At 63.9% G+C, this 21543-nt stretch carries 22 protein-coding genes; 11 read left to right on the top strand and 11 right to left on the bottom strand.

Features of this window, described 5'->3' with window-relative positions; all coding sequences use genetic code 11:
* The first annotated feature begins 1 nt into the window (after nucleotide 1).
* From OQE56_RS14865 to OQE56_RS14855, 3 genes are read left to right on the top strand one after another with little or no spacing between them, the layout of a single operon-like run.
* Complete coding sequence (locus OQE56_RS14865) at nucleotides 2-2320, top strand: MMPL family transporter (RefSeq protein ID WP_267225418.1); 2319 nt, start codon at nucleotides 2-4, stop codon at nucleotides 2318-2320.
* Nucleotides 2304-2741 (top strand): hotdog family protein, encoded by a 438-nt coding sequence (locus OQE56_RS14860; protein ID WP_267225417.1) that lies wholly within the window; start codon nucleotides 2304-2306, stop codon nucleotides 2739-2741. Before OQE56_RS14865 ends, OQE56_RS14860 begins: the two co-directional genes overlap by 17 nt.
* A 56-nt stretch (nucleotides 2742-2797) precedes the next feature.
* Nucleotides 2798-3304 (top strand): hypothetical protein, encoded by a 507-nt coding sequence (locus OQE56_RS14855; RefSeq protein ID WP_267225416.1) that lies wholly within the window; start codon nucleotides 2798-2800, stop codon nucleotides 3302-3304.
* Nucleotides 3305-3388: 84 nt separating this feature from the next.
* Here OQE56_RS14855 and OQE56_RS14850 read toward each other — a convergent pair whose 3' ends face one another.
* The 3 genes from OQE56_RS14850 to OQE56_RS14840 are packed head-to-tail and all read right to left on the bottom strand — an operon-like array spanning nucleotide 3389 to nucleotide 6137.
* Complete coding sequence (locus OQE56_RS14850; protein WP_267225415.1) at nucleotides 3389-4147, bottom strand: glycosyltransferase family 2 protein; 759 nt, start codon at nucleotides 4145-4147, stop codon at nucleotides 3389-3391.
* Nucleotides 4144-4941 (bottom strand): beta-ketoacyl synthase chain length factor, encoded by a 798-nt coding sequence (locus OQE56_RS14845; RefSeq protein ID WP_267225414.1) that lies wholly within the window; start codon nucleotides 4939-4941, stop codon nucleotides 4144-4146. Before OQE56_RS14845 ends, OQE56_RS14850 begins: the two co-directional genes overlap by 4 nt.
* Nucleotides 4938-6137: a beta-ketoacyl-[acyl-carrier-protein] synthase family protein gene (locus OQE56_RS14840; protein ID WP_267225413.1), complete on the bottom strand. Its 1200-nt coding sequence runs from the start codon at nucleotides 6135-6137 to the stop codon at nucleotides 4938-4940. Before OQE56_RS14840 ends, OQE56_RS14845 begins: the two co-directional genes overlap by 4 nt.
* Nucleotides 6138-6240: 103 nt before the next feature.
* On the opposite strand from OQE56_RS14840, the gene OQE56_RS14835 reads away from it, so the two are divergent.
* Both OQE56_RS14835 and hemF read left to right on the top strand, forming a co-directional pair.
* Entirely contained in the window at nucleotides 6241-7023 is a 783-nt protein-coding gene (locus OQE56_RS14835; RefSeq protein ID WP_267225412.1) for a SanA/YdcF family protein, read from the top strand.
* 105 nt (nucleotides 7024-7128) lie between these two features.
* A complete protein-coding gene (hemF, locus tag OQE56_RS14830) occupies nucleotides 7129-8031 on the top strand; it encodes an oxygen-dependent coproporphyrinogen oxidase (RefSeq protein ID WP_267225411.1) in 903 nt (300 codons plus the stop codon).
* A gap of 80 nt (nucleotides 8032-8111) precedes the next feature.
* Here hemF and OQE56_RS14825 read toward each other — a convergent pair whose 3' ends face one another.
* On the bottom strand, nucleotides 8112-8768 hold the full coding sequence (locus OQE56_RS14825) for a DUF4097 family beta strand repeat-containing protein (RefSeq protein WP_267225410.1): 657 nt from the start codon (nucleotides 8766-8768) through the stop codon (nucleotides 8112-8114).
* 147 nt (nucleotides 8769-8915) lie between these two features.
* On the opposite strand from OQE56_RS14825, the gene gpmA reads away from it, so the two are divergent.
* Entirely contained in the window at nucleotides 8916-9659 is a 744-nt protein-coding gene (gpmA, locus tag OQE56_RS14820) for a 2,3-diphosphoglycerate-dependent phosphoglycerate mutase (RefSeq protein WP_267225409.1), read from the top strand.
* Between the two features lie 114 nt (nucleotides 9660-9773).
* Entirely contained in the window at nucleotides 9774-10295 is a 522-nt protein-coding gene (locus tag OQE56_RS14815) for a CcdC protein domain-containing protein (RefSeq protein ID WP_267225408.1), read from the top strand.
* Nucleotides 10296-10302: 7 nt separating this feature from the next.
* Here the strand turns inward: OQE56_RS14815 and glnK are convergent, their stop codons facing one another.
* Complete coding sequence (gene glnK, locus OQE56_RS14810) at nucleotides 10303-10641, bottom strand: P-II family nitrogen regulator (RefSeq protein WP_267225407.1); 339 nt, start codon at nucleotides 10639-10641, stop codon at nucleotides 10303-10305.
* A 188-nt stretch (nucleotides 10642-10829) separates the two neighbouring features.
* On the opposite strand from glnK, the gene OQE56_RS14805 reads away from it, so the two are divergent.
* The 3 genes from OQE56_RS14805 to OQE56_RS14795 all read left to right on the top strand — a co-directional run bounded on the left by OQE56_RS14805 (nucleotide 10830) and on the right by OQE56_RS14795 (nucleotide 14815).
* Nucleotides 10830-11078: an accessory factor UbiK family protein gene (locus tag OQE56_RS14805; protein WP_267225553.1), complete on the top strand. Its 249-nt coding sequence runs from the start codon at nucleotides 10830-10832 to the stop codon at nucleotides 11076-11078.
* Nucleotides 11079-11240: 162 nt separating this feature from the next.
* Complete coding sequence (locus OQE56_RS14800) at nucleotides 11241-12740, top strand: YifB family Mg chelatase-like AAA ATPase (protein ID WP_267225406.1); 1500 nt, start codon at nucleotides 11241-11243, stop codon at nucleotides 12738-12740.
* A 287-nt stretch (nucleotides 12741-13027) separates the two neighbouring features.
* Nucleotides 13028-14815: a cation:proton antiporter gene (locus OQE56_RS14795; protein ID WP_267225405.1), complete on the top strand. Its 1788-nt coding sequence runs from the start codon at nucleotides 13028-13030 to the stop codon at nucleotides 14813-14815.
* Between the two features lie 105 nt (nucleotides 14816-14920).
* Here the strand turns inward: OQE56_RS14795 and aceA are convergent, their stop codons facing one another.
* Nucleotides 14921-16225 carry an isocitrate lyase gene (gene aceA, locus OQE56_RS14790; RefSeq protein ID WP_267225404.1) on the bottom strand — a complete coding sequence of 435 codons (1305 nt, stop codon included), beginning with the start codon at nucleotides 16223-16225 and terminating at the stop codon, nucleotides 14921-14923.
* A 51-nt stretch (nucleotides 16226-16276) separates the two neighbouring features.
* A complete protein-coding gene (aceB, locus tag OQE56_RS14785) occupies nucleotides 16277-17872 on the bottom strand; it encodes a malate synthase A (RefSeq protein ID WP_267225403.1) in 1596 nt (531 codons plus the stop codon).
* 145 nt (nucleotides 17873-18017) lie between these two features.
* Between aceB and OQE56_RS14780 the strand changes: the two genes are divergently transcribed.
* Nucleotides 18018-19040, top strand: coding sequence for a LysR family transcriptional regulator (locus tag OQE56_RS14780; protein ID WP_425601637.1), 1023 nt, complete (start codon nucleotides 18018-18020; stop codon nucleotides 19038-19040).
* Nucleotides 19041-19061: 21 nt separating this feature from the next.
* Here the strand turns inward: OQE56_RS14780 and OQE56_RS14775 are convergent, their stop codons facing one another.
* The 4 genes from OQE56_RS14775 to OQE56_RS14760 are packed head-to-tail and all read right to left on the bottom strand — an operon-like array spanning nucleotide 19062 to nucleotide 21472.
* Entirely contained in the window at nucleotides 19062-19697 is a 636-nt protein-coding gene (locus OQE56_RS14775; RefSeq protein WP_267225401.1) for a LysE family translocator, read from the bottom strand.
* Between the two features lie 5 nt (nucleotides 19698-19702).
* Nucleotides 19703-20299 carry a 1-acyl-sn-glycerol-3-phosphate acyltransferase gene (locus tag OQE56_RS14770; RefSeq protein WP_267225400.1) on the bottom strand — a complete coding sequence of 199 codons (597 nt, stop codon included), beginning with the start codon at nucleotides 20297-20299 and terminating at the stop codon, nucleotides 19703-19705.
* Nucleotides 20296-20718 (bottom strand): alternative ribosome rescue aminoacyl-tRNA hydrolase ArfB, encoded by a 423-nt coding sequence (gene arfB, locus OQE56_RS14765; protein WP_267225399.1) that lies wholly within the window; start codon nucleotides 20716-20718, stop codon nucleotides 20296-20298. Before arfB ends, OQE56_RS14770 begins: the two co-directional genes overlap by 4 nt.
* Nucleotides 20719-20770: 52 nt before the next feature.
* Nucleotides 20771-21472: a pseudouridine synthase gene (locus OQE56_RS14760; protein WP_267225398.1), complete on the bottom strand. Its 702-nt coding sequence runs from the start codon at nucleotides 21470-21472 to the stop codon at nucleotides 20771-20773.
* Nucleotides 21473-21543: the final 71 nt, after the last annotated feature.

Raw genomic sequence — 21543 nt, 5'->3', positions numbered from 1 at the left:
CATGCAGCGCGGCGGTCGTCTGACGCTGCTGGTGCTGTGGCTGGCGACGCTGGCGCTGCTCGCTGTGTTCGTGCTCCAGAACCTGCGCGTCAGCACGGATCTGCGCAGCTTCATGCCCGCGCCCACGACGCCGGATCAGCAGCTGTTGATGGAGCAAGTGGGCGAAGGCCCTGGCTCGCGCCTGCTGTTGCTCGCCATCTCAGGCAAGCCGGATGAACAGCTGGCATCGCTCAGCCAGCAACTGGCGGCGTCGCTTCGCAAGGACGACAGTTATACGCAGGTACTCAACGGCAGCTTCGATATCACGGCATTGGATAGCAGCTTGCTGCCGTACCGATACCTGCTTTCGCCGACGCTGGATCACCAGCGCCTGGATGCGCCCTATTTGCGCGACGAGCTACAGCAGCGACTGGAGGATCTCTCTTCGCCTGCCGGCAGTCTGCTGAAGGGGCTGTTGCCGCGAGATCCCACCCTCGAGGTGCTGAAACTGGCTGAGCGTTGGGCGCCGGCCAGGTCACCCGAATTGATCGAAGGCGTGTGGTTTTCCAAGAATCACGAAGCTTTGTTGCTGGTCATGACGCGTGCGCCAGGCTTTGATCCCGATGCGCAGAACGCAGCGATCAGTGGCATCCAGCGCATGTTCGACGCCTTGCCGGGGCACGAGGGAGCGACGCTGGCCTTCAGTGGTCCCGGTTACTTCAGTGTCGTGGCGAACGCGCAGACGCGTGGGCAGGCGGAATGGATCGGTCGCATCTCCACGATCGGCTTTGTTGTGCTGTTGTTGCTGGCCTACCGCAGCATCGGATCGTTGCTGCTTTCCGCTTTGCCCATCGCCAGCTCGGCACTCGCCGGTATTGCAGCGCTGGTGATGCTGTTTCCGCAGGTGCATGGCATCACGCTCGCGTTTGGCTTCACCTTGCTGGGTGTCGCACAGGAATACCCTATTCGCGTACTCAGCCATCGGCGCGCAGGCGAAGACGCCGTGCAGAGCGTTCGCGACCTCTGGCCACTGCTACTCACCGCCATTGCCTCGGCGTGCATCGCCTATCTGGCGTTCTATGCCTCCGGCGTGAACGGGCTGAAGCAGCTGGCAGTCTTCACCGTGACGGGCCTTCTGGTTGCAGGCTTTAGTACGCGCTACCTCCTGCCGTACCTGTTACCCGTGCGTGTGCACGATGTCGCCGACATGCGCTGGCTGATTCGTGCCCGGCAGTGGGTGGATGCATTGCCCCGGCCACGGTGGATTCCAATGGTCGTTGCGGTCGCCACTGTGGTGATGCTCGCTTTCGCACAAGGCCCGTTCTGGCAAAACGACCTGTCGGCGCTGACGCCGCTGCCGAAGGATTTGCTGCAGCGTGACGCGAGCTTGCGAGAGGCACTCGGCGCACCGGATGTGCGCTACCTGCTCGTGCTGGACGCCCCCAGCGAACAGGGTGTACTGGAGCTGTCAGAGCGCCTGGAGCCCGCCGTGGATGCATTGGTGGCCCGACATGCAGCAGACGCCATTGAGCTGCCTTCGCGCTATCTCCCGAGCGCGTCCGTGCAGCGTGCGCGGCAGGAGCGCCTGCCGGAACCTGCAGCCCTCAACAAAGCGCTGGCGCAAGCGCAACAGGACATGCCGTTCCAGCACGATCTGTTTGTTCCATTCCTGGACGATGTGGAGAGGGCGCGCACGCTGCCATTGCTCACGCCGGCGCGCTTCGCCGTGTCGCCACTGGGACAGCGCCTGTCCGCCATGCTGGTGCAGCGCGACACTCATTGGCTCGGCCTGGGCACGCTGAGTGGTGTGCATGACGTGGCGGCATTGCAATCGCTTGCACAGCAGAGCGGTGGCGCCGTCCGCCTGCTCGACCTGAAGGGGGCGGCCGAGTCGCTGGTGGTCGATTACCGAGCACGCATCCTGCATGCCTTGCTCGCGGCGACGCTCTTGCTGGTGGTGGCCATTACGGTCGCATTGCGCAGCCTGCGCCGTGCCTGGCACGTGTTGGCACCGATGACGCTGGCAACGTTTCTGGTGCTGGCCGTGGAGCGAGTTGCCGGAGTGGAAGTCTCACTGTTCCATCTGGTGGCATTGATTCTGGCGGCCGGCCTCGGGCTGCATTACGCGCTGTTTTTTGAGCGCGATACGGGCGATGCCGCCGAACAACGGCGCACGCTACACGCAACGCTGGTGTGCGTGCTTTCGGCGCTGCTTGTGTTCGGCATGCTGGCCTGGAGTTCGATTCCGGTACTTCGGGCCATTGGCCTCACGGTGAGCCTGGGTGTCGCTTTCCATTTCTGTCTTTCCATCCTGATGGCTCCGCATGCTCGCCAAGACTGACTGGGCTCACCTCATTCCCCATCAGGGTGCCATGGCACTGCTGGATGCCGTGGTGACGTGGGACGATGCAACCATTCATGCCATTACCGACGTGAGCACACTGCGCAATCACCCGCTGCGCTCGGAGAACGGCTTGCATGCCGTGCATTTGGCCGAGCACGGTGCGCAGGCCATTGCGGTGCACGGCGCTCTGCTGGCGCGTCTTCAAGGCATCGACGTTGAGCGGTCGGGAGGGCGTTTGGTAAGCCTTCGGGATGTACAGATCGATGTCGAATACATCGATGACTCACGGGGCCGGTTGGACGTTTATGCGGAACGTCTCTATGCAGATGACAGCGGGGCGCAATATGCGTTTCGTATTCTGCAGGCAGCGCGTTTGCTGGTCAGCGGGCGAGCGGCGGTGCTCTACACGCAGGACTGACTTTGCTACATACTCGCGACCGGAAACCGTTCGGTCCGTATCTTAGGGAGCAAGATATGCGCAAGTTGTTGTACGTGGCCGTTGCCACGCTTGGTCTGTGGCAGTCGGCTTACGCCGCGGATGTCGTCACCATCCAACAAAAGATTCCGTTCAACGAAGACGCGGAAGTCGCCGGAGCGGTGAAGCGCGAATGTCAGTTGGAGGAGCATCTTTCCGAATACGTGGCCAAGTTCGGCAACGATGGCGGACTCAAGATTGAAACCGCGGCAGATGTTTCTCCCAGCAGCGCCAACCGCGTGCTGGTGATGGAAATTACCGGCGCTGTTTCGGATGGCAACGCCTTCATGGGCCACCATAAGTCGATGTCGGTGAAAGGCAAGCTGTACGACGGTGGTCAGCTGGTCGCGAGTTTCAAAGCCAAGCGCAATTCCATGGGTGGTGCATTTGCCGGCTTTAAGGGCAACTGCTCCGTGCTCGATCGCACGTCCAAGGAACTTGGCGAAGACATTGCCAAGTGGTTGGGACAGCCGAAAATGGACGCCATGCTGGGCGATCTCGATTAAGAGACGCTCTTAGCGCCTGTTCACGAACAACGCGGGCTACGCGGAGATCGTGAACAGGCTCTCAGGCACACGCATCATCAAGGGTTACGTCGTGGCGGTGTCGAAGACCACGGGGCGGCTCGCACGCGAACGCCGGTAGCTCGCCATGACGTCGCCATGGTGGATGATCTGCCTGACGGTGTACGTGGTGATGCGCGTGACATCGCGCACGGGGCTGAAATGGCTGATGCGGAACTCGCCGTGGTATCGCGAGGCAATCGGCACCGAAACCACGCCCAAACCCTTGTCGCGCGAGGCGGCGATCAAGATCGCCGCTTCAAAGACGAAGTTTTCGGCCGGCAGGTCCACCAGATCCAGCGCGGCGCGTGGATACCAGCGCTGTCCGCTCTGGGTGTCGATCACCGGTTGAGCGCAAGCCCAGGAAATGCCCCAGTCCGCCACAGCGTTGGCGCGGCGCCGGGCCTTGGGCTGCTGCTCGCGGTCGAGCAGGCGGGCGCCGATTACGATGTGGTTGGGATAACGCTGCGCTGCCGCGGCGATGCGCGGGATATCGCTGGCCAGATGTTGGCCGTCGCCATCCATGGTGAGCACGGCGTCGAAACCCTGGCGCAGCGCTTCGCGGAAGCCGGTGCGCAGGCCTTCGCCCTTGCCGCGGCGCTGCGGGTGGCGAAGCAGGGTGACCGGCAGCGCGCTGACAATGTCGGGCGTGCGGTCGTCCGAGCCGTCGTCCACCACAATCACGGGGACGCCGAGCGCGAGCACGGACTGCACCACCTCGCCGATCGCCGCTTCCTCATTGAGGCAGGGGATCAAAACACACCAGCGGGTATCGGACGTATTCAAACAGGCGTCTCCAGGACGGCGCACAGAGCCAGGGTTTCAGCGGCGGCAAGGATGCACTTTCCCTGGCCTCTTGCAAGATTTTGCATCAGCGGCCAGGCGGATGCGGCAATGGGATTGGTTTCGTACCACGTGTCACCGGTCAATGCGGGCCGCAGCGACTTGTCGGCGTGAGGCATCAGGGTGAGCTCGAGGCGGCCGAGGCTGCCGGTTTCGGCCTGGGGCGACAGGACCAGGGCGCATCCGAACGAGGCATGCGTGCCGCTCATCTCGCCCAGCGGGCCGCTGCCGGCGATGTCGCTGCAAACCAGCAGCACCGGGCGTTCTTCCGCGACGCAAAGCGTGGCCGCTTCCAGCAGGCCGGCGCCGAAGCTCGCATGGCCGGCGCTGATGGCGCTGGAGGCCGCGTGGCAGCCGGTGGCCATGGTCCAGTAACCCGCTGGCGCGTTGTGTACGGAATTGTGGAAGCGCGTGGGCGAAAGCTCCGCAGGCGCCAGGGCGAGCGTCGCGCACATGTAATCGGAGATCAGCTGATCGCCATAGGCGGAGCTGAACACGCACAGCATTTCGCTCGCAGCGTGGCCGCTCATCGCCACCGCCTGACCCGCCACTTCCACGGCCAGCAACACACTTTCCGGTACACGGCGGCGTTCGTTGGCCGGCAGCGTCGCCGCGGGTGGGCGCGCGGCCGGCGCCGGTACGGACTCGCCCCGCTCCTGCGCCTGAAATGCAGCGAAGTCGCCGAGCGTGGCCGACCACAAGCCGATGCCTTGCAGATGGACCTGCAACGTCGTCATGCCGGCGCCCTCCCGAAAGCGAGACAGGCGTTATTGCCGCCGAAACCGAAGGAATTGCTCAGCGCGATATCGACGCGCCGCTGTTCGCTCTGCAGGGCGAGTTGGGGGCCACAGGCCGCGTCCGGCGACGTGCAGCCGAGATTGCCCGGCACCAGGCCGTGGCGGATCGCCTCCAGCGCGACGACCGCTTCGAGAATGCCGGCGGCGCCCAGCGTGTGGCCGGTGAATCCCTTGGTCGAACTGGCACGCGTGCTGGCGGGGAAGGCACGCGCGATCAGCGCCGCTTCCACTTCGTCATTCTTGAGGCTCGCGGTGCCGTGCAGGTTGATGTAGTCCACCTGCTCCGGACGAAGGCCGGCCCTCGTCAACGCATCGTGCAGCGCGAGCTCGGCGCCCAGGCCTTCCGGATGCGGGGTCGACATATGGTGCGCATCGCTCGATTCGCCATAACCCAACAGCCGCGGCGCATGCGGTGCCGCGTCGGCGCGCTCCAGCAACGCAAAGCCGGCCGCCTCGCCAATGGAGATGCCGTGACGCGTCTGATCGAACGGGCGGCAAGGATCGGGCGACACCAGCTCCAGCGCGTTAAAGCCAAACAGCACGCTGTCGCACAGGGTGTCCACGCCACCGACCACGGCGGCATCGGCTAGTCCAAGGCGGATCAACCGCTCGGCATTCGCAAAAACCTTGGCGCTGGAGGAGCAAGCGGTGGAAACCGTCAGGCAGGGGCCTTCCAGACCCAGCGCTTCTGCAACGAAGCCGGCCAGCGAATGGGGGGCGTGAATCAGCGGGCGCCGCAATTCCGGTGGCATCAGGCCTGCGCTATCGAGATGGCGGTAAGCCTCCTCGGTGGCGCCGATACTTGCCGTGGACGTACCCAGTATTAACGCGACGCGCGCGGCGCCGTAGCGCTGGCGTGCATCCAGCGCCTGATCCAGGAACTGGTCTTGATGCAGGCCCAGCCAGGCCAGGCGGTTGTTGCGGCATTCCCACACGGCGTGGGCAGCCGGCAGCGAGGCATCTTCGACGCCCGCGACGCGGCCAATCCAGCACGCCAGCGGGGCGCTGCTGAAGTCGTTTTCGCGTAGGCCGCCGCGGTGGCTCGAAAGGGCGGCAAAGTGACTTGCGAGACCTTGGCCGAGCGCCGATGTGGCCGTGTACGCGCGGACGGCAAGGGGTTGAATCGGTACGGGCATCACGCCAGCGTAACCACCCCCCGTGACATTGCCTAGTCTGGACAACCTGGGCGGGAGGTGGCGTTCATCTTTGTCAAAGTTCGCCAGCTGGCGGATTGCGCCCATGCCAGCGCCTGCGCACACTGGGAAGCCAGCCAGCCAGCCAGCCAACCTACCTGCCCTGCTCCGCGTCGTGCCTCCGATCACTGCCCCGCTCAAACGTGGTCCCTGGCGCTATCTGAGCGATCGCGACGTGCTGCATGCCGCACTGGTGACCGTTGTCGCACTGGCGCTGAGCCTGGGACTGTTGTGGGTGGCCTATCTGGTTCACGTGTGGCGCGTGGCGGCGCGTAGTCCCCTGGCGCCGGCCCGGCCCATGACGGTGTTGGTATTCGGCCGCCGGCTGGTTCACGACCAACCGGAAAAGGATTACCAACAGCGCCTGCAACGCGCCCTGGCGCTGATGCGCGCCAACCATACCGAGCACGTGTTGCTGCTGGGCGGCCGCAGCAACAGTAGTGGCCTCAGCGAGGCGGCGGCCGGGCGACGCTGGCTGTTGAACCACGAGCTGCCGCCGGGCGTGATCTTGCAGCTGGAACAGGCGTCGGTCGATTCGCTGGAGAATCTCCGCCACGCGCGCAGCTTGTTGCAGGAAGACGGGCCGGTCGCGCGTGTGTTGCCTCCGGTAGCGCTGGTGTCCAGCCGCTATCACCTGGCGCGTTGCCAGCTGCTGGCCCGCCGTTTGGGTTTCGACAGCGTGCCGGTGGCAGCCGAGCCCACGTTGGTGCTCAGTCGCCGCTATCTGGCGCGCTTACTGACCGAGTCGGGTTATCTGATGTGGATCGATGTGGGCTTGCGTTGGGCGGCCTTCATTGGTCATCGACGCATGACTGCCCGCGTCAGCTGAGCAAGCATCGCGTATCCCCGAAGCGGCGCGCGACGCGCCGCCACATCGGTCGAACCCTCTGCACTTGCTAAGCTTGCGGCATTTCGAACGACCGCGAGCAACGGAATGAGCCAGCAAGCCGATCAAGCCGAAACCTTTCTGCGCGAATTGCAGGACCGCATCTGCGGCGCGATCGAGCAGCTCGATGGCCAGGCACGTTTCGAGGAGGACGCCTGGACACGCCCCGCCGGTGGCGGTGGACGCACGCGCGTGCTGCGTGATGGCGCGGTGTTCGAACAGGCCGGCGTGAACTTCTCGCGCGTCTACGGCCACCAGTTGCCACCCAGCGCGACGGCACATCGCCCCGACCTGGCGGGCGGCAGTTTCGTCGCCACCGGCGTGTCGCTGGTGCTTCATCCGCGCAACCCGCACATCCCCACCACGCACGCCAACGTGCGCTACTTCGAAGCGAGCAAGGAGGGCGTGGATCCGGTGTGGTGGTTCGGTGGCGGCTTCGACCTCACGCCGTTCTATCCGCACGACGAAGACGTGGTGCATTGGCACACAGTGGCACGCAAGGTGTGCGAGCCGTACGGCGCCGATGTCTATCCGCGCTACAAGAAGTGGTGCGATGAGTATTTCTATCTCAAGCATCGCAGCGAAACACGCGGCGTGGGCGGCCTGTTCTACGATGATCTGAACGAGGGCGGCTTCGAGCGCTGCTTTGCTTTCACGCGCGACGTAGGGCAGGGCTTTCTGGATGCCTACGTGCCCATCGTCGAGCGACGCAAAGACGCACCTTATGGCGAACGTGAGCGGGAATTTCAGCTCTACCGCCGAGGACGTTACGTCGAGTTCAATCTGGTCTACGACCGTGGCACGTTATTTGGGCTGCAGTCCGGCGGGCGCACCGAATCCATTCTGATGAGCCTGCCGCCACGCGTACGCTTCGAATACGCCTATCAGCCGGAGCCCGACTCGGCCGAAGCGCGGCTTGCCGATTACCTCAAGCCGCGCGACTGGGTCTGAAAGGCGAGGAGTGAAGAGTCAGATGTGAGAAGTGAGAGAAAGCAGTAGCGGCTCTTCTCTCACTCCTCTTCACTCATTTCTCATTCCGTCGGCGCGTCGCCACTGAACTTCACCGGCGTCGCGCCCTTCACGGGGCCGATCTGCGCGGAATCGCTGACCTGCAGCACCACTTCGCGGCGGAACTCCAGCGTGCCCTGCACCACGGCGTGCGGACCGATCACCACATGCGGCAGGCGGCTGTTGCTGTTGAAGTTGAACCAGCCGCCGGGCTTGTCGACCAGGATGCCGCCTTCGACGCGGGAATTGGCGCCCACATGGATATCGCCGTTGGTCGTGTGCAGACCACCGCCGACGTGGGCGGCGTCCATGAAGATGCTGCCATTGACGTTGCCAGCCTTGCCGCTGACGTCCGCACCCTTGCCCAGGCGAATGGTGCCGTTGGTGCTATCGATGCCACCGGTCACGCGGCCGCCCTGTCCGACCGTCACGCCACCGTTGGTGGTGTCGATCGTGCCGACCTGCGCGTGATCTCCCATGTCCACCGAGCCGTTGACCGTGCTTGCCTTCTCGGCCACGGCGTTGTCACCGATATGAATCGCGCCGTTGACGGTACTGACCTTGCCGGCATGCTGGCCGGCCTCCAGGCGCACGGCGCCGTTGACCTTGCTGAGGTCGTCGGCCTGCGCAGCCAGCGGCAGAATCAGGGCAAGGGTGAAGGCGAGGTGGTGTAGACGCATGACGAGCTCCATTGGCGTTGTTTGACCTCTCTAGGATGCACGGATGGGCTCAGGGGTTTAGCGTGACCTTTGACAGGGGCGGCACCGGATTTGACGCGCCCGGGGCGGAGCCTCACCATTTCAGGTTTCCCGCCGCGAATTCCAGCCATGTACAAGCTCGTTCTCATCCGTCACGGCCAGTCCCAGTGGAACCTCGATAACCGCTTCAGCGGCTGGGCCGATGTGGACCTCACCGAACAGGGCAAGGCCGAAGCCGCCGAGGCGGGTCGCCTGCTCAAGGCCGAGGGCTACGCTTTCGACGTTGCGCACACGTCCGTGCTCAAGCGCGCCGTGCGCACCCTGTGGGGCGTGCTCGATGGCGTGGACCAGATGTGGCTGCCCGTGGTCACCGACTGGCGCCTCAATGAGCGCCACTACGGCGGCCTCACCGGCCTCAACAAGGCCGAGACCGCGGCCAAGTACGGCGAGGACCAGGTCAAGGTCTGGCGCCGCAGCTACGACATTCCGCCGCCGCCGCTCGACCGCGCCAGCAATGAGTCGGTGAATGACCCGCGCTACGCCAACCTCGACCCGTCCATGATCCCGGATACGGAGTGCCTGAAGGACACGGTCGACCGCGTAATGCCCTACTGGCACGACGTGCTGGCCCCGGCCATTCGTTCCGGTCAGCGCGTGGTGGTGGCTGCCCACGGCAACTCGCTGCGCGCGTTGGTGAAGTACCTGGACAACATCTCCGATGAGGAGATCACCGAGCTCAACATCCCCAACGGTGTGCCGCTGGTGTATGAGTTCGATGCCAATCTCAAGCCGATCCGCCACTACTACCTGGGCGATGCCGACGCCATTGCCGCGAAGATGGCTGCGGTAGCCAATCAAGGCAAAGCCAAGTAATCGTGTTTGACCATGGCGGGTGACAACCGTCACCTGCCATGGTTGTTCCGAGTCAATCGCGAACGTCATGGACGGGCACTAAGCTGCCGCTATCTCTCCACGCAAGGGACTGCCATGACTCCGAACATGATGTACGCCATCATGATTCCGCTGATGGTTTTTATGGTGTGGCGCCGTGTGCGTCGCAGCTTCGGGCGGCAACCGATACGCCGCAAGCAGATGATGGTGCGCATGGTCACTTTCACCTTGCTTGGTGCCCTGGTTGTGTGGGGCAGTCTGCACAACCTGCGACTGTTGGAAGGCTTGCTCGGTGGAGCCCTCACCGGGGCCGCACTGGGCACCGTCGGGCTGCGGTTGACCCGGTTCGAACGTGACGCCAGCGGCGCCGACCGCTATATCCCCAACGCCTGGATCGGCGGCGTGCTGACGACGGTGCTGGTCGCCCGGTTGGCGTGGCGATTCCTGGTGGTGATGCCCCAACTGCAGGACCCTACCATGGCGCACTCCGCGCCGGCCATGGGGAATAGCCCTCTGACCATGGCCATCCTGGGGCTGATGATCGGCTACTACATCTGCTACTACGCCGGTCTGCTGGTGCATCACCGGCGTTTTGAACGGACGCAGGCGGCGGCCTGAGCGCTGTTCAGAGCGCGTCGCCGTCCAGCTCACCGGTGCGGATGCGGATCACCTGTTCGAGCGGGGTGACAAAGATCTTGCCGTCGCCAATCTTGCCCGTGCGGGCCGACTGCTGAATGGCCTCCACCACGCGGTCCAGCTGATCGTCAGCCACCGCGACTTCCAACTTGATCTTGGGCAGAAAGTCGACCACGTACTCCGCGCCCCTGTAGAGTTCGGTATGGCCTTTCTGCCGGCCAAAGCCCTTGACCTCGGTGACGGTGATGCCCTGCACGCCCACCTCGGCAAGCGCCTCGCGCACATCGTCCAGCTTGAACGGCTTGATGACCGCAACCACCAGCTTCATGGGTAATCCTCGAAAATGACCTGTCGGGCAGGGTCGCCGCCCGGCGGCATTTTGCCTGTGGGCACCGCAGCTGTCGCCTGTTTAACTACTCTGTAGGAAAATCCCTACAAGTTGTAGTGGAGCAAACTGATAGTGGTAACCAAAGCCATGAATTTACACTTTCTTACGACGAGCTCGAGGTGCTATCCATGATGGATAGGCAAGACATCGATCAACTTGCCCAGCGTCTAGTTTCGTTGGTTCCATCAGGATTGGCTCAGGCGCATCAGGATTTGCGCACCAACTTCGGCGATGTCTTGGCGCAGGGATTGCGCCGCCTTGATCTAGTCACCCGCGAGGAGTTTGAGGTCCAGAGCCAGCTGTTGGCGCGCACCCGCGCCAAGGTCGAGGCTCTGGAGAAGCGAATCGCAGATCTCGAGGCTGGCGCCGCCAACTAAGTATTGGGGGCGCGGGCCCATGTCCCGGGAGCCGCCCCCGATCCGTCACCCTCACCCCGAGAACGATCGGGGGCGGCTATTTTCTCTTTAAGCCGCGTGTGGGAGTCGCTCCGTGTTTCAACCTGGCAGCCACTCCCCGGCCCGACGTCTCTCGCCGACTTCATGAGTCTTGCCGTTACGCTCAGCCGTGCCCAGGAAGGCGTGGCGGCGCCGCAGGTCATGGTGGAAGTCCACCTTTCCGGTGGGCTGCCCGGCACCAATATCGTGGGTTTGCCTGAGGCGGCCGTGCGCGAGGCGCGTGATCGGGTTCGCGTGGCGATCCAGAACACCGCCTTTGAATATCCCAACCGCAAGGTCACGGTGAATCTGGCTCCGGCAGAGCTCCCTAAGGATGGTGGCCGTTTCGATCTGGCCATCGCCTTGGGCATCCTCGCTGCGGGTGGGCAGGTGCCAAGGGAGAAGCTGGACGATTGCGAGTTTCTGGGCGAGCTGGCGCTGTCAGGTGCGCTGCGCGGGGTGTCGGGGGTGTTGCCTGCGCTGCTGCGCGCACGGGCCCGCGGGCGCCGGGTGGTAGTGCCCCGGGCCAACGCGGCGGAGGCTGCCCTGGTATCGGATGCCGATGTGCTGGTGGCAGACACCCTGGCCGAGGTTTGTGGGTGGCTGCGCGGTGCGCAGGAGTTGGGACTGCCGGCGGAGGCGCCGGGCGTTTCCGCCGATGCCAACGGGCCCGATCTCGCCGATGTGCGCGGCCAGCTTCAAGCGCGTCGTGCGCTCGAAATTGCCGCCACCGGCGGTCATCACCTGTTGTTTGTCGGTCCCCCGGGTACCGGTAAAACGATGCTGGCCGAACGCCTGCCCGGCATTTTGCCGCCGATGACCGAGTCGGAGGCGCTGGAAACCTGTGCGGTGCTATCGGTGGCCGGTCAGACGGTGGACCCGATGCATTGGCGGCGGCGACCGTTCCGCGCGCCGCACCACACCAGCTCAGCGGTGGCACTGGTAGGCGGGGGTGCCGTGCCTCGGCCCGGAGAAATCTCCCTGGCCCACAATGGCGTACTGTTCCTGGACGAACTGCCGGAATTCGGCCGGCACGTGCTGGATGTGCTGCGCGAACCGCTGGAGTCGGGTCACATCGTGATCTCGCGCGCCGCCCGGCAGTCGACGTTTCCCGCCCAGTTCCAGCTGGCCGCGGCCATGAATCCGTGCCCCTGTGGCTACGCGGGCGATCCCCGGCAGCGGTGCCAGTGCACACCCGATCAGATACAACGTTATCGCTCTCGCATTTCCGGGCCGCTGCTCGACCGCATCGACCTCAGCGTGGAAGTACCCCGGGTACCGCTGGGCGAGCTCGGGGCACCACGAGGTGTCCATGACGAAGATTCGGCCACCGTGCGTGCGCGCGTGATCAAGGCGCGTCATCACGCGCTGATGCGAGCAGGGCGGCCCAACGCCGAAATCAGCACGCGGGAACTGGAGCGTGATTGCGCCCTCGGCCCCGCGGAGCGGCGCTGGTTCGACGCCGCGCTCGAGCGGCTAGGCCTGTCAGCCCGTGCGTATCACCGCACCCTGAGGGTTGCCCGCACCATCGCCGACCTCGATGGCGGCACGGCACTGCTGGACCGCTCGCACCTGGCTGAAGCATTGACCTACCGGCGTTTCTGACCCCTCCGGGCGGCTGGCGTGGCTTGGGGGAAATCCGCTGCGACTAATTTTTGAACTGACGGGTATTGACTTGCCTCGGCGCAGGCGTATTATCTGTACCCGCTAGTTCTCTAAAGAACTCAGCCCGCCACCCCGGTATCGGTACCCCCTCCCCCCTCCCCCGTCCGATACCGGGGCTTGGCTTTCTCTTCTGCCTTTCCTTTCAGTGTTTGAGTCCGTCAGCCGATGGACGGCGTTGTCACGAGCGTGTTCCGATACTTTTATCGACCACGCTCGAAGGACCGTGCATGACGCTCGATCTCGGACTGTTGCTGGTGCTCGTGCTGGGCATCGGTTTTCTGGCGCAGTGGCTGGCCTGGCGGGTGAAGTTGCCCGCAATACTTTTCTTGTTGCTGGCGGGCATTGCGCTGGGCCCGGTGAGCAGCTGGGTGGTTCCCGACAAGCTGCTCGGTAAGCTCGAGATCCCAGTGGTCTCGCTGTCGGTCGCGTTGATCTTGTTCGAAGGCAGCCTGACGCTGCGCTTCAGCGAGTTGCGTGGCATCGGACGGGTTGTGCGCGGCCTGGTGACTTACGGTGCGGTGATTGCCGTGCTGTTGCTGGGCGTCGCTGCGCATTACCTCGCAGGACTCAGCTGGGAAGTCGCCTTGCTGTTCGGCGCACTCACCTGTGTCACTGGGCCGACCGTGATCGCGCCGATGTTGCGTACCGTGCGTCCGAATGCGCGCATTGCCAACACACTGCGTTGGGAAGGCATCGTGATCGATCCGCTCGGCGCATTGTTCGGTGTGCTGGTGTACGAGGCGGTGGTGTCGCACCACCAGGGGCGCACCATCGGCGTGTTCCTCGCCATCGTTGCGTGCGGCACTGCCGTGGGTTTGCTTGCAGCGTGGTTGCTCGCATCTCTGCTGCGGCGGCAGATGATTCCCGAGTACCTGCAGAATTACGGCTCATTGGTGGCGGTGCTGGCGGCGTTCACGCTGTCCAACACCATGGCGCACGAATCGGGTCTGCTGGCGGTGACGGTGATGGGTATCGCGCTGGGCAATATGCGTGGCGTACACATCGACGACATTCTCGACTTCAAGGAGAACCTCACCACGCTGCTGGTGTCGGTGTTGTTCATTCTGCTGGCGGCGCGCCTCACGTGGCCGCTGCCAGATGGCGTGTTGTGGTCGGGTGTGGCGATCTTCATCGCCGCGCAACTGGTGGTGCGGCCGGTGACGGTGGCAGTAGCCACCATGAGCAGCGCCCTGAGCTGGCGCGAACGCGCGCTGATTGCATGGGTGGCACCGCGTGGCATCGTGGCGGCGGCCGTTTCTGCGCTGTTTGCGTTGAAGCTGGATGCGTTGGGCATGCCGGGCGCGCAAGAGCTGGTGCCGTTGGTGTTCATCCTGATTATTGGCACCGTGGTGTTGCAGAGTGCTACCGCGCGCCCGCTGGCGCTATGGCTGAAAGTGGCCGAACCCGACGCGACCGGTGTGCTGATTTATGGTTCGGATGCCGTAGCGCGCGCGGTGGCGCGTGCGCTCGCCGATGCCGGCTTTCGTGTCATTGTGGCGGACGAGCAGTGGGACGGTATCCGGCTGGCGCGCATGGAAGGTCTAACGACCTTCTACGGGTTTCCTGCCACGGCCTACGCTGAGCGTCATCTCGACCTCACCGGTATCGGCCGCCTGCTGGCCATGTCGTTCAATCGCGAACGCAATGCTCTGGCCTGTGTGTATTACCTGCAGGAATTTGGCCGCACCAAGATCTATCGATTGCCAACCGAGGCTCCTAATGAGGCGGGTGGCCGCTCACAACTCGGTGAGCCGTTGCAGGCGCCGCGGCTGTTCGATGCCGAGATGACGCATGAACGTTTTGCGGAGCGTCTGGCAGAAGGCTGGCGCATCAAGTCGACGCGATTGACCGCCACCTACGACTGGCCCCACTTCATTGAGCAGTACGGTTCGATGACGGTGCTGTTGTTTGGCGTCGAGGAAAAAGGCGCGTTGCGCGTGGCATCGGTGAAGCGCGAGCTGGAGCCGAGGCCGGGCTGGATGATTATTACGCTGGTGCCGCCTGAAAGCCTGTAACCAGGCGGCCGACTCCCTGCGTGGCGCACGCGGAGAGCGCAGGACAGGGCCGCGCTCCCCGCGCACGCGCCGGCGTCCTTGCCGGCCTACGCCAGGATCACTTCGTCAGGCCGCGCTGGCCTGACGGGAGGCGTGGAACTGTGCCTCTTCAGTGGAACCCTTGAGCGCGGTGGTGGATGACTGGCCCTGCTGAATGGCCTGCGTCACGGCATCGAAGTAGCCCGTACCCACTTCACGCTGGTGCTTCACCGCGGTGAAGCCGCGTTCGGCGGCGGCGAACTCCTTCTCCTGCAGCTCCACGAAGGCGCTCATCTGTCGGCGAGCATACCCGTAAGCGAGGTCGAACATGCCGTAATTGAGGCTGTGGAAGCCGGCCAGGGTGATGAACTGGAACTTGTAACCCATGGCGCCCAGCTCCTTCTGGAACCTGGCGATGGTGGCGTCGTCGAGATTCTTCTTCCAGTTGAAGCTGGGCGAGCAGTTGTAAGCCAGCAGCTTGCCCGGATACTTCGCATGGATCGCCTCGGCGAACTTGCGCGCTTCTTCCAGATTAGGCTTACTGGTCTCGCACCACACGAGATCGGCATAGGGCGCGTAGGCAAGACCGCGACTGATGGCCTGGTCCAGGCCCGGGCGAACACGGAAGAAGCCCTCGACGGTGCGCTCGCCGGTGACGAACGGTTGGTCGTTTTCGTCGATGTCGGAGGTCAACAGGTCCGCTGCATCGGCATCGGTGCGGGCCACGATCAGTGTTGGCACACCCAGCACGTCAGCGGCGAGACGCGCAGCGTTGAGCTTGTCGACAGCTTCGCGCGTTGGCACCAACACCTTGCCGCCCATGTGGCCGCACTTCTTCACCGATGCCAGCTGGTCTTCGAAATGCACCGCGGCGGCACCCGCTTCAATCATCGCCTTCATCAGCTCGAACGCGTTGAGCACGCCGCCGAAACCGGCTTCGGCATCCGCCACGATCGGCACCATCCAGTCGATGTCATCGGCACCTTCGGCGTGATGCAGCTGGTCGGCGCGCAATAACGTGTTGTTGATGCGCTTGACCACCTGCGGCACCGAGTTGGCCGGATATAGCGATTGGTCGGGATACATCTCGCCGGCGAGGTTAGCGTCAGCCGCCACCTGCCAACCGCTGAGATAGATGGCCTGCAATCCGGCCTTCACCTGCTGCATCGCCTGATTGCCGGTGAGCGCGCCCAGCGCGTTGACGAACTCTTCTTTGTGCAGCGATTTCCACAAGCGTTCGGCGCCGCGGCGCGCGAGCGAGTGTTCCACCGCCACGGTGCCGCGAAGGCGTGCAACGTCATCGGCGCTGTAGTTGCGCTGGATACCCGTCCAGCGCGGGTTGTTGGTCCAGTCGAGCGCAATCTGTTCGGCAGTGGGCAGCGTGGTCTTCATGGTGAGTCTCCTGCGTATCCGTGTAATGCGTGATGGCAAAACTGGTGAGGCTTAGAGCTGCTCGTAGGCCGCCAGGGTGAGAAAATCGCCGAGTTCATCGGCATGAGTGAGTTGCCTGAGCAGTGCCGCGGCTTCGTCGGCGCGCTTGGCATAAGGCAGGTCGGTATGCCGCAAGCGATGCACTTGCGTAGCGAGCGAGTGATCGAACAGCGCAAAGTCGATCGGCGCGTGATCAGTGAATTCCAGCGGCCCCAGATGCAGCCACTGCCATAGCTGCGCGCGTGCGATTTCGGCGGTGGCGGCGTCCTCCATCAGATGATGGATCGGCACGCAGCCCTGCCCGTCCAACCACGAGGCCGTGTAGCGCAGCGCTACTTCCACGTTGTTGTTGAAACCTTCGCGGGTGATGGTGCCGCTGCACGGTGCAATGAGCTGGTTGCGCGTCACGTTTACATCGGCGCGAACCACGCTGAGCTGGTTCGGTGATGGCATGTACTGATCGAAGATTTCCTGTGCCACTGGCACCAGCGCAGGATGTGCCACCCAGGTGCCGTCATGGCCGGCCTGCACTTCGCGCAGTTTGTCGGCGCGTACCTTGGCCAGCGCGGCGTCGTTGGCCGTTTCGTCGCCCTTGATCGGAATCTGCGCGGCCATGCCGCCCATCGCGAAGGCGCCGCGTCGATGGCAGGTCTGGATGAGCAGTTCCGAGTACGCCTTGAGGAACGGCACGGTCATCTGCACCTGGCCGCGAACCGGCAACAGGCGATCGCGATGCGCGCGGAAGGTCTTCAGGTAGGAAAAGATGTAATCCCAGCGGCCGCAATTGAGGCCGACGATGCGGCCACGCAGCGCGTGCAGGATCTCGTGCATCTGGAACACTGCCGGCAGCGTTTCGATCAGCACGGTGGCCTTCATGCAATTGACCGGCAGATCCAACGCCACTTCGGCAGCCGCCATGACCTCATCCCACAGCGCGGCTTCTTCCATCGCCTGCAGCTTGGGCAGGTAGAAATAGGGGCCGCGATCGCGTGCCTGCAGCGCGCGGGCGTTGTGGAAAGCGAACAGGCCGAAATCGACCAGGGCACCGGCCATCGGCTCGCCATCGACGGTGATGTGGCGCTCCGGCAGGTGCCAGCCGCGCGGGCGCACCACCAGCACGGCCGGGTTGGCGTTCACGCGGTAGTGCTTGCCCTCCGGCGAGGTGTAGTCGATCGAGCCGTTCACCGCATCGCGCAGGTTGATCTGGCCATCGATCTGGTTGGCGAACGTGGGGGCGGAGGAGTCCTCGAAGTCCGCCATGAACACCTTCGCGCCGGAATTGAGCGCGTTGATGATCATCTTGCGCTCGACCGGGCCGGTGATCTCCACGCGGCGGTCGCGCAGCGCGGCCGGTATCGGGGCAACGGTCCAGTTGCCCTCGCGGATGGCGAGGGTATCCGGGCGGAAGTCGGGCAGGACGCCGGCGTCGTAGCGGGCCTGGCGGTCGTGGCGGGCGGTCAGCAGTTCACGGCGGCGGGCATCGAACAGGCGATGCAGGCTGGCCAGAAAGGCCAGGGCCTCGACGGTGAGGATGGCGTCGTGGACCGGCATGGTGGCGCCGTGGACCTGTGCCGGCGAGAGAACAACGCGTTCCTTGGGGACGGCCATGGGGGCAAACCTCGGTGATGACGATGGGATGACACTAGGTCACCGAGATTTGCTTTGACAAAGCAAATGTTTCAATTTTTGATATTGTCTTTATCAATACATCCGGCAACTCATTGAGTAAAAAGCCATGAAAGACCCTGAAAAAATGCTGCAGGTGCGAAAAAAAGGCCGATCCAAGGCTTTGAGGCGGCGAAAAGGGGATCGGACGGCGGCGGACGAGGTGGGCCGGTTCTATTACAAGGGGAACCGCCAGAAGCAGATGCGAGCGTTCGTGTACACGGTGAAGCTGGGCACGCTGACGCGTGCCGCCGAGGCGCTTTTTCTGTCTCAGCCCACGGTGAGCCTGCAGCTACAGGCGCTCGAGCGGGAGCTCGGGATCAGCCTGCTCGAGCGCCGCCGGCGACGGATCAACCTTACCGATGCGGGCGAGGCGCTTTACGAGCTGGCCCGGCCGCTGGTCGAGGGGTGGGAAAACCTGGACCGGGATTTCCAGGCCAAGGTCAAAGGACTACAGGGCGGGCGCCTGACCATTGCCGCCGGCAGTTCCACCATCCAGTACCTGTTGCCCGAGCTGGTGCGGCGCTACCGCGAGCAGTTCCCTGAGGTGCAGCTTCAGCTGGCCAACGTCACTGGCAAGGATGGTCTGGCGTTGTTGCGTGCCGACGAGGCGGATTTCGCGGTGGGCTCCATGCTCGACGTGCCCAACGACATCGCCTGGGCGCCCGTGTACCACTACGACCCGATGCTGATCATGCCGTTGAATCATCCGCTGGCCTCGATGACCACGGTGACCTTGCAGGATCTGTCACCCTACGGATTGATCCTGCCGCCGCAGCGCTTATCCACGTATCGGTTAGTGGACATGGTGTTCCAGCAACGCCAGGTGCCTTACCGCGTTGCGATCGAAGTGGGCGGATGGGATGTGATCAAGGAATACGTGGCGATGGGGATGGGTATTTCCATCGTCACCGGCATCTGCATTACCGAGGCCGACCGTTCGCGTTTGGCCGTCCGGAACATGAAGCAGTACTTCCCGCAGCGCAGTTACGGGGTGGTGATGCGCAAGGGCAAATTCCTTACCGCGGAAGCGCGTGCGTTTGTGGATCTGGTGAGGCCGGGATTGCTGACGCATCGTGATTACGACGAGTCGGGACATTCTGAGCGCTGACTGTGGCCTGCTGTGGGAGCGTCAGGACTGGCGCTGCAGTGCGAGTTTCACGCCGAAACCAAGCAACACCGTGCCGCACACGCGATCCATCCATTGCCCGAAACGCGGGCGTGTGTTGAGCAGGTGGTGAACGTGCCCACCGAGCAGCGCCAACACCATGGACCACGTGGTGCCGGTGCCGATGAAACTCAGCCCCAGCACCAGCAGACCCAGCTGCGGGTGCTCCGCCTGCATGGACACGAACTGCGGCAGAAAGGCGAGAAAGAACAACGCGACTTTCGGATTGAGCACATTGGTCAGCATGCCCTGCCGGAAAGCTGCCGCGAGCCCGCGGCCACGCGTTACCGTGGGCTGGCGTGCGCCGCCGCGCGTCAGCAGCATGCGCAGGCCGATCCACACCAGATAAGCCGCGCCCAGATACTTGAGCACGCTGAAAGCCATGGCTGAAGTCATCAGAATGGCCGAAATGCCTAGCACGGCCGCGAGCGTGTGCACGATGCAGCCGGCATTGATGCCCAGCGCCGCCATGACACCCACCGCGCGGCCTTCGCGGCCACTGCGCGTGAGGATGTAGAACGTATCCAGCCCCGGCGTCAGGTTGAGCGCAATGCAGGCGAGCAGGAACGCGCCGAAGTGCTGGATACCTAGTGAGGTCATGGCCGTCAGTCGTTGGCGTTGCGGTGCTTGCCGCGATACGGCGTGAACAGCTCGCGGATTTTCACCATGTCGGCATCATGGTCTGTCGTGGCGTGCACCACTGGACCAAACGTGAATGTCTTGGTCGGGTAATCGATAAAGATCGTCTGGATCGGCACGTTGGCTTCCAGTGCGATACGCAGGAAGCCGGATTTCCAGTGCCTGACCTTTTTACGCGTGCCTTCGGGCGTGATGCCCAGCCACATGCGTTCGCTCTCGGTGAATCGCTTCACCATCTGGCCGACGACGTTGAGCGCCGCGCTGCGGTTGATGGGGATCATGCCGATGGGGCGAAGAATGATGCCCAGCGGGCCATCGACCACCTCTCGCTTGATCATGACCTTGATGTCGGCCCCCAGGCCGATCTTCATCAGCAAGCCCCACACGCCGTCCCAGTAGGACGAATGTGGCGCGCCAATCAGGATCAGCTTGGGCACGTTCGGCAGTTCGCCGAGCAGGCGCCAACCGGAAAGACGCAATATGAAGCGTGCCGCCCACGGCCAAAAGCGGCTGTTGAGTTTGGGAGCTTCAGGCGGTGTAGGGGGGAGCAACGGCGTGCTCATTCACGACTCCAGTCACGCGAACGCGTTTGCTTGATCTTGCCTCGCTGCTGCTTGCCGACGAGGCGGCGCTCTTTCGAGGCACGGGTGGGTTTGGTGGCAATCCGTGCCTTGGGAGCGACCAGCGCGCCTCGAATGATCTCGACCAATCGCTCGCGTGCATCCTCGCGGTTGCGGCCCTGATCGCGAAAGCGCCGTGCCTGGATCACCAGCACACCGTCATCGGTCAGGCGCCGGTCGCGGCGGGCGAGCAGGCGTGCGCGCACCGGTTCGGGCAGCGAAGGCGAGTTCGCTACGTCGAAACGCAGTTCCACCGCACTTTCGGTGCGGTTGACGTGCTGGCCGCCGGGACCGTCCGCACGCAGAAAGCGCTCGGTCAGCTCGGCCTCGGGCAGGGTGATGGATCGGCTGACAGTGAGCATGGCGCGAAGTTTAGCGGGGGCGCATGACACGCTGCCATGGCGCACCGCCACATCAGCGGATGGGCAACGTCCAGCCGAAGCGGTCGAGCAGGGCACGGTAGGCGGCATCCAGCGGGGCTTCAAGACGCATGGGCTCGCCGGTCACCGGATGCCTGAAACTCAGGCGCCAGGCGTGCAGCAGCATGCGATGGCAGCTGAAGTACTGCTTGTACAGACGATTGTGATCGCCGCGGCCGTGCTGGCAGTCGCCGATGATCGGGTGGTGGATATGCGCCATGTGCTTGCGAATCTGGCGAAAGCGGCCGGTATGCGGCTCGGCCAGCACCAGGGCATAGCGTTGCTGCGGGTAGCGGCCGAGGGCAATCGGTACTTCCACCGTGGCAAGGCGTTGGTAACTGGTGCTCGCATCACGGCGCGGCCCGGTTTCGCGCGAGCCGGGCAGGGGATAGTCGATCACCGCCTGTTCGGGCTCCGGCCAGCCACGCACCACGGCGAGGTACTGCTTGTGCACGTCGCGGCCCATGAATTGCTCGCCCAGGGCGGCAGCGATCTCGCTGGACCGGGCGATCAGCAGCACGCCGCTGGTGGCGCGATCAAGACGGTGCGCAAGGTAGGTGGTGCCGCCTACCTGCTCGCGCAGCACGTCGATCAGAAACTCCTCGGCGTTGCCGACCATCTTGGAGCGGTGCACGGCAAGGCCCGCGGGTTTGTTTACCGCGATGAGGGCGTCGTCTTGGTAGAGGATTTCCAGCATAAAAAAGCTCTGGGAGATGCGGGCCCGCAGTGCGCGGCATAAACGTAGTCATCCCAGTGAAAGTTGGGATC

It is taken from the genome of Dyella silvae (assembly GCF_026421305.1).
Taxonomy (GTDB): Bacteria; Pseudomonadota; Gammaproteobacteria; order Xanthomonadales; family Rhodanobacteraceae; genus Dyella; species Dyella silvae.
Note: the sequence above shows the minus strand (reverse complement) of the source record. Positions and strands in the feature narration are given on the sequence as shown.

Bases quoted from the DNA above. Each gene is read 5' to 3' on its own strand.
- OQE56_RS14865 (WP_267225418.1), top strand. From the start codon at position 2: ATGCAGCGCGGCGGTCGTCTGACGCTGCTGGTGCTGTGGCTGGCGACG.
- OQE56_RS14860 (WP_267225417.1), top strand. From the start codon at position 2,304: ATGCTCGCCAAGACTGACTGGGCTCACCTCATTCCCCATCAGGGTGCC.
- OQE56_RS14855 (WP_267225416.1), top strand. From the start codon at position 2,798: ATGCGCAAGTTGTTGTACGTGGCCGTTGCCACGCTTGGTCTGTGGCAG.
- OQE56_RS14845 (WP_267225414.1), bottom strand. From the start codon at position 4,941: ATGACGACGTTGCAGGTCCATCTGCAAGGCATCGGCTTGTGGTCGGCC.
- OQE56_RS14840 (WP_267225413.1), bottom strand. From the start codon at position 6,137: ATGCCCGTACCGATTCAACCCCTTGCCGTCCGCGCGTACACGGCCACA.
- OQE56_RS14835 (WP_267225412.1), top strand. From the start codon at position 6,241: ATGCCAGCGCCTGCGCACACTGGGAAGCCAGCCAGCCAGCCAGCCAAC.
- hemF (WP_267225411.1), top strand. From the start codon at position 7,129: ATGAGCCAGCAAGCCGATCAAGCCGAAACCTTTCTGCGCGAATTGCAG.
- OQE56_RS14825 (WP_267225410.1), bottom strand. From the start codon at position 8,768: ATGCGTCTACACCACCTCGCCTTCACCCTTGCCCTGATTCTGCCGCTG.
- gpmA (WP_267225409.1), top strand. From the start codon at position 8,916: ATGTACAAGCTCGTTCTCATCCGTCACGGCCAGTCCCAGTGGAACCTC.
- OQE56_RS14815 (WP_267225408.1), top strand. From the start codon at position 9,774: ATGACTCCGAACATGATGTACGCCATCATGATTCCGCTGATGGTTTTT.
- glnK (WP_267225407.1), bottom strand. From the start codon at position 10,641: ATGAAGCTGGTGGTTGCGGTCATCAAGCCGTTCAAGCTGGACGATGTG.
- OQE56_RS14805 (WP_267225553.1), top strand. From the start codon at position 10,830: ATGATGGATAGGCAAGACATCGATCAACTTGCCCAGCGTCTAGTTTCG.
- OQE56_RS14800 (WP_267225406.1), top strand. From the start codon at position 11,241: ATGAGTCTTGCCGTTACGCTCAGCCGTGCCCAGGAAGGCGTGGCGGCG.
- OQE56_RS14795 (WP_267225405.1), top strand. From the start codon at position 13,028: ATGACGCTCGATCTCGGACTGTTGCTGGTGCTCGTGCTGGGCATCGGT.
- aceA (WP_267225404.1), bottom strand. From the start codon at position 16,225: ATGAAGACCACGCTGCCCACTGCCGAACAGATTGCGCTCGACTGGACC.
- aceB (WP_267225403.1), bottom strand. From the start codon at position 17,872: ATGGCCGTCCCCAAGGAACGCGTTGTTCTCTCGCCGGCACAGGTCCAC.
- OQE56_RS14780 (WP_425601637.1), top strand. From the start codon at position 18,018: ATGCTGCAGGTGCGAAAAAAAGGCCGATCCAAGGCTTTGAGGCGGCGA.
- OQE56_RS14775 (WP_267225401.1), bottom strand. From the start codon at position 19,697: ATGACCTCACTAGGTATCCAGCACTTCGGCGCGTTCCTGCTCGCCTGC.
- OQE56_RS14770 (WP_267225400.1), bottom strand. From the start codon at position 20,299: ATGAGCACGCCGTTGCTCCCCCCTACACCGCCTGAAGCTCCCAAACTC.
- arfB (WP_267225399.1), bottom strand. From the start codon at position 20,718: ATGCTCACTGTCAGCCGATCCATCACCCTGCCCGAGGCCGAGCTGACC.
- OQE56_RS14760 (WP_267225398.1), bottom strand. From the start codon at position 21,472: ATGCTGGAAATCCTCTACCAAGACGACGCCCTCATCGCGGTAAACAAA.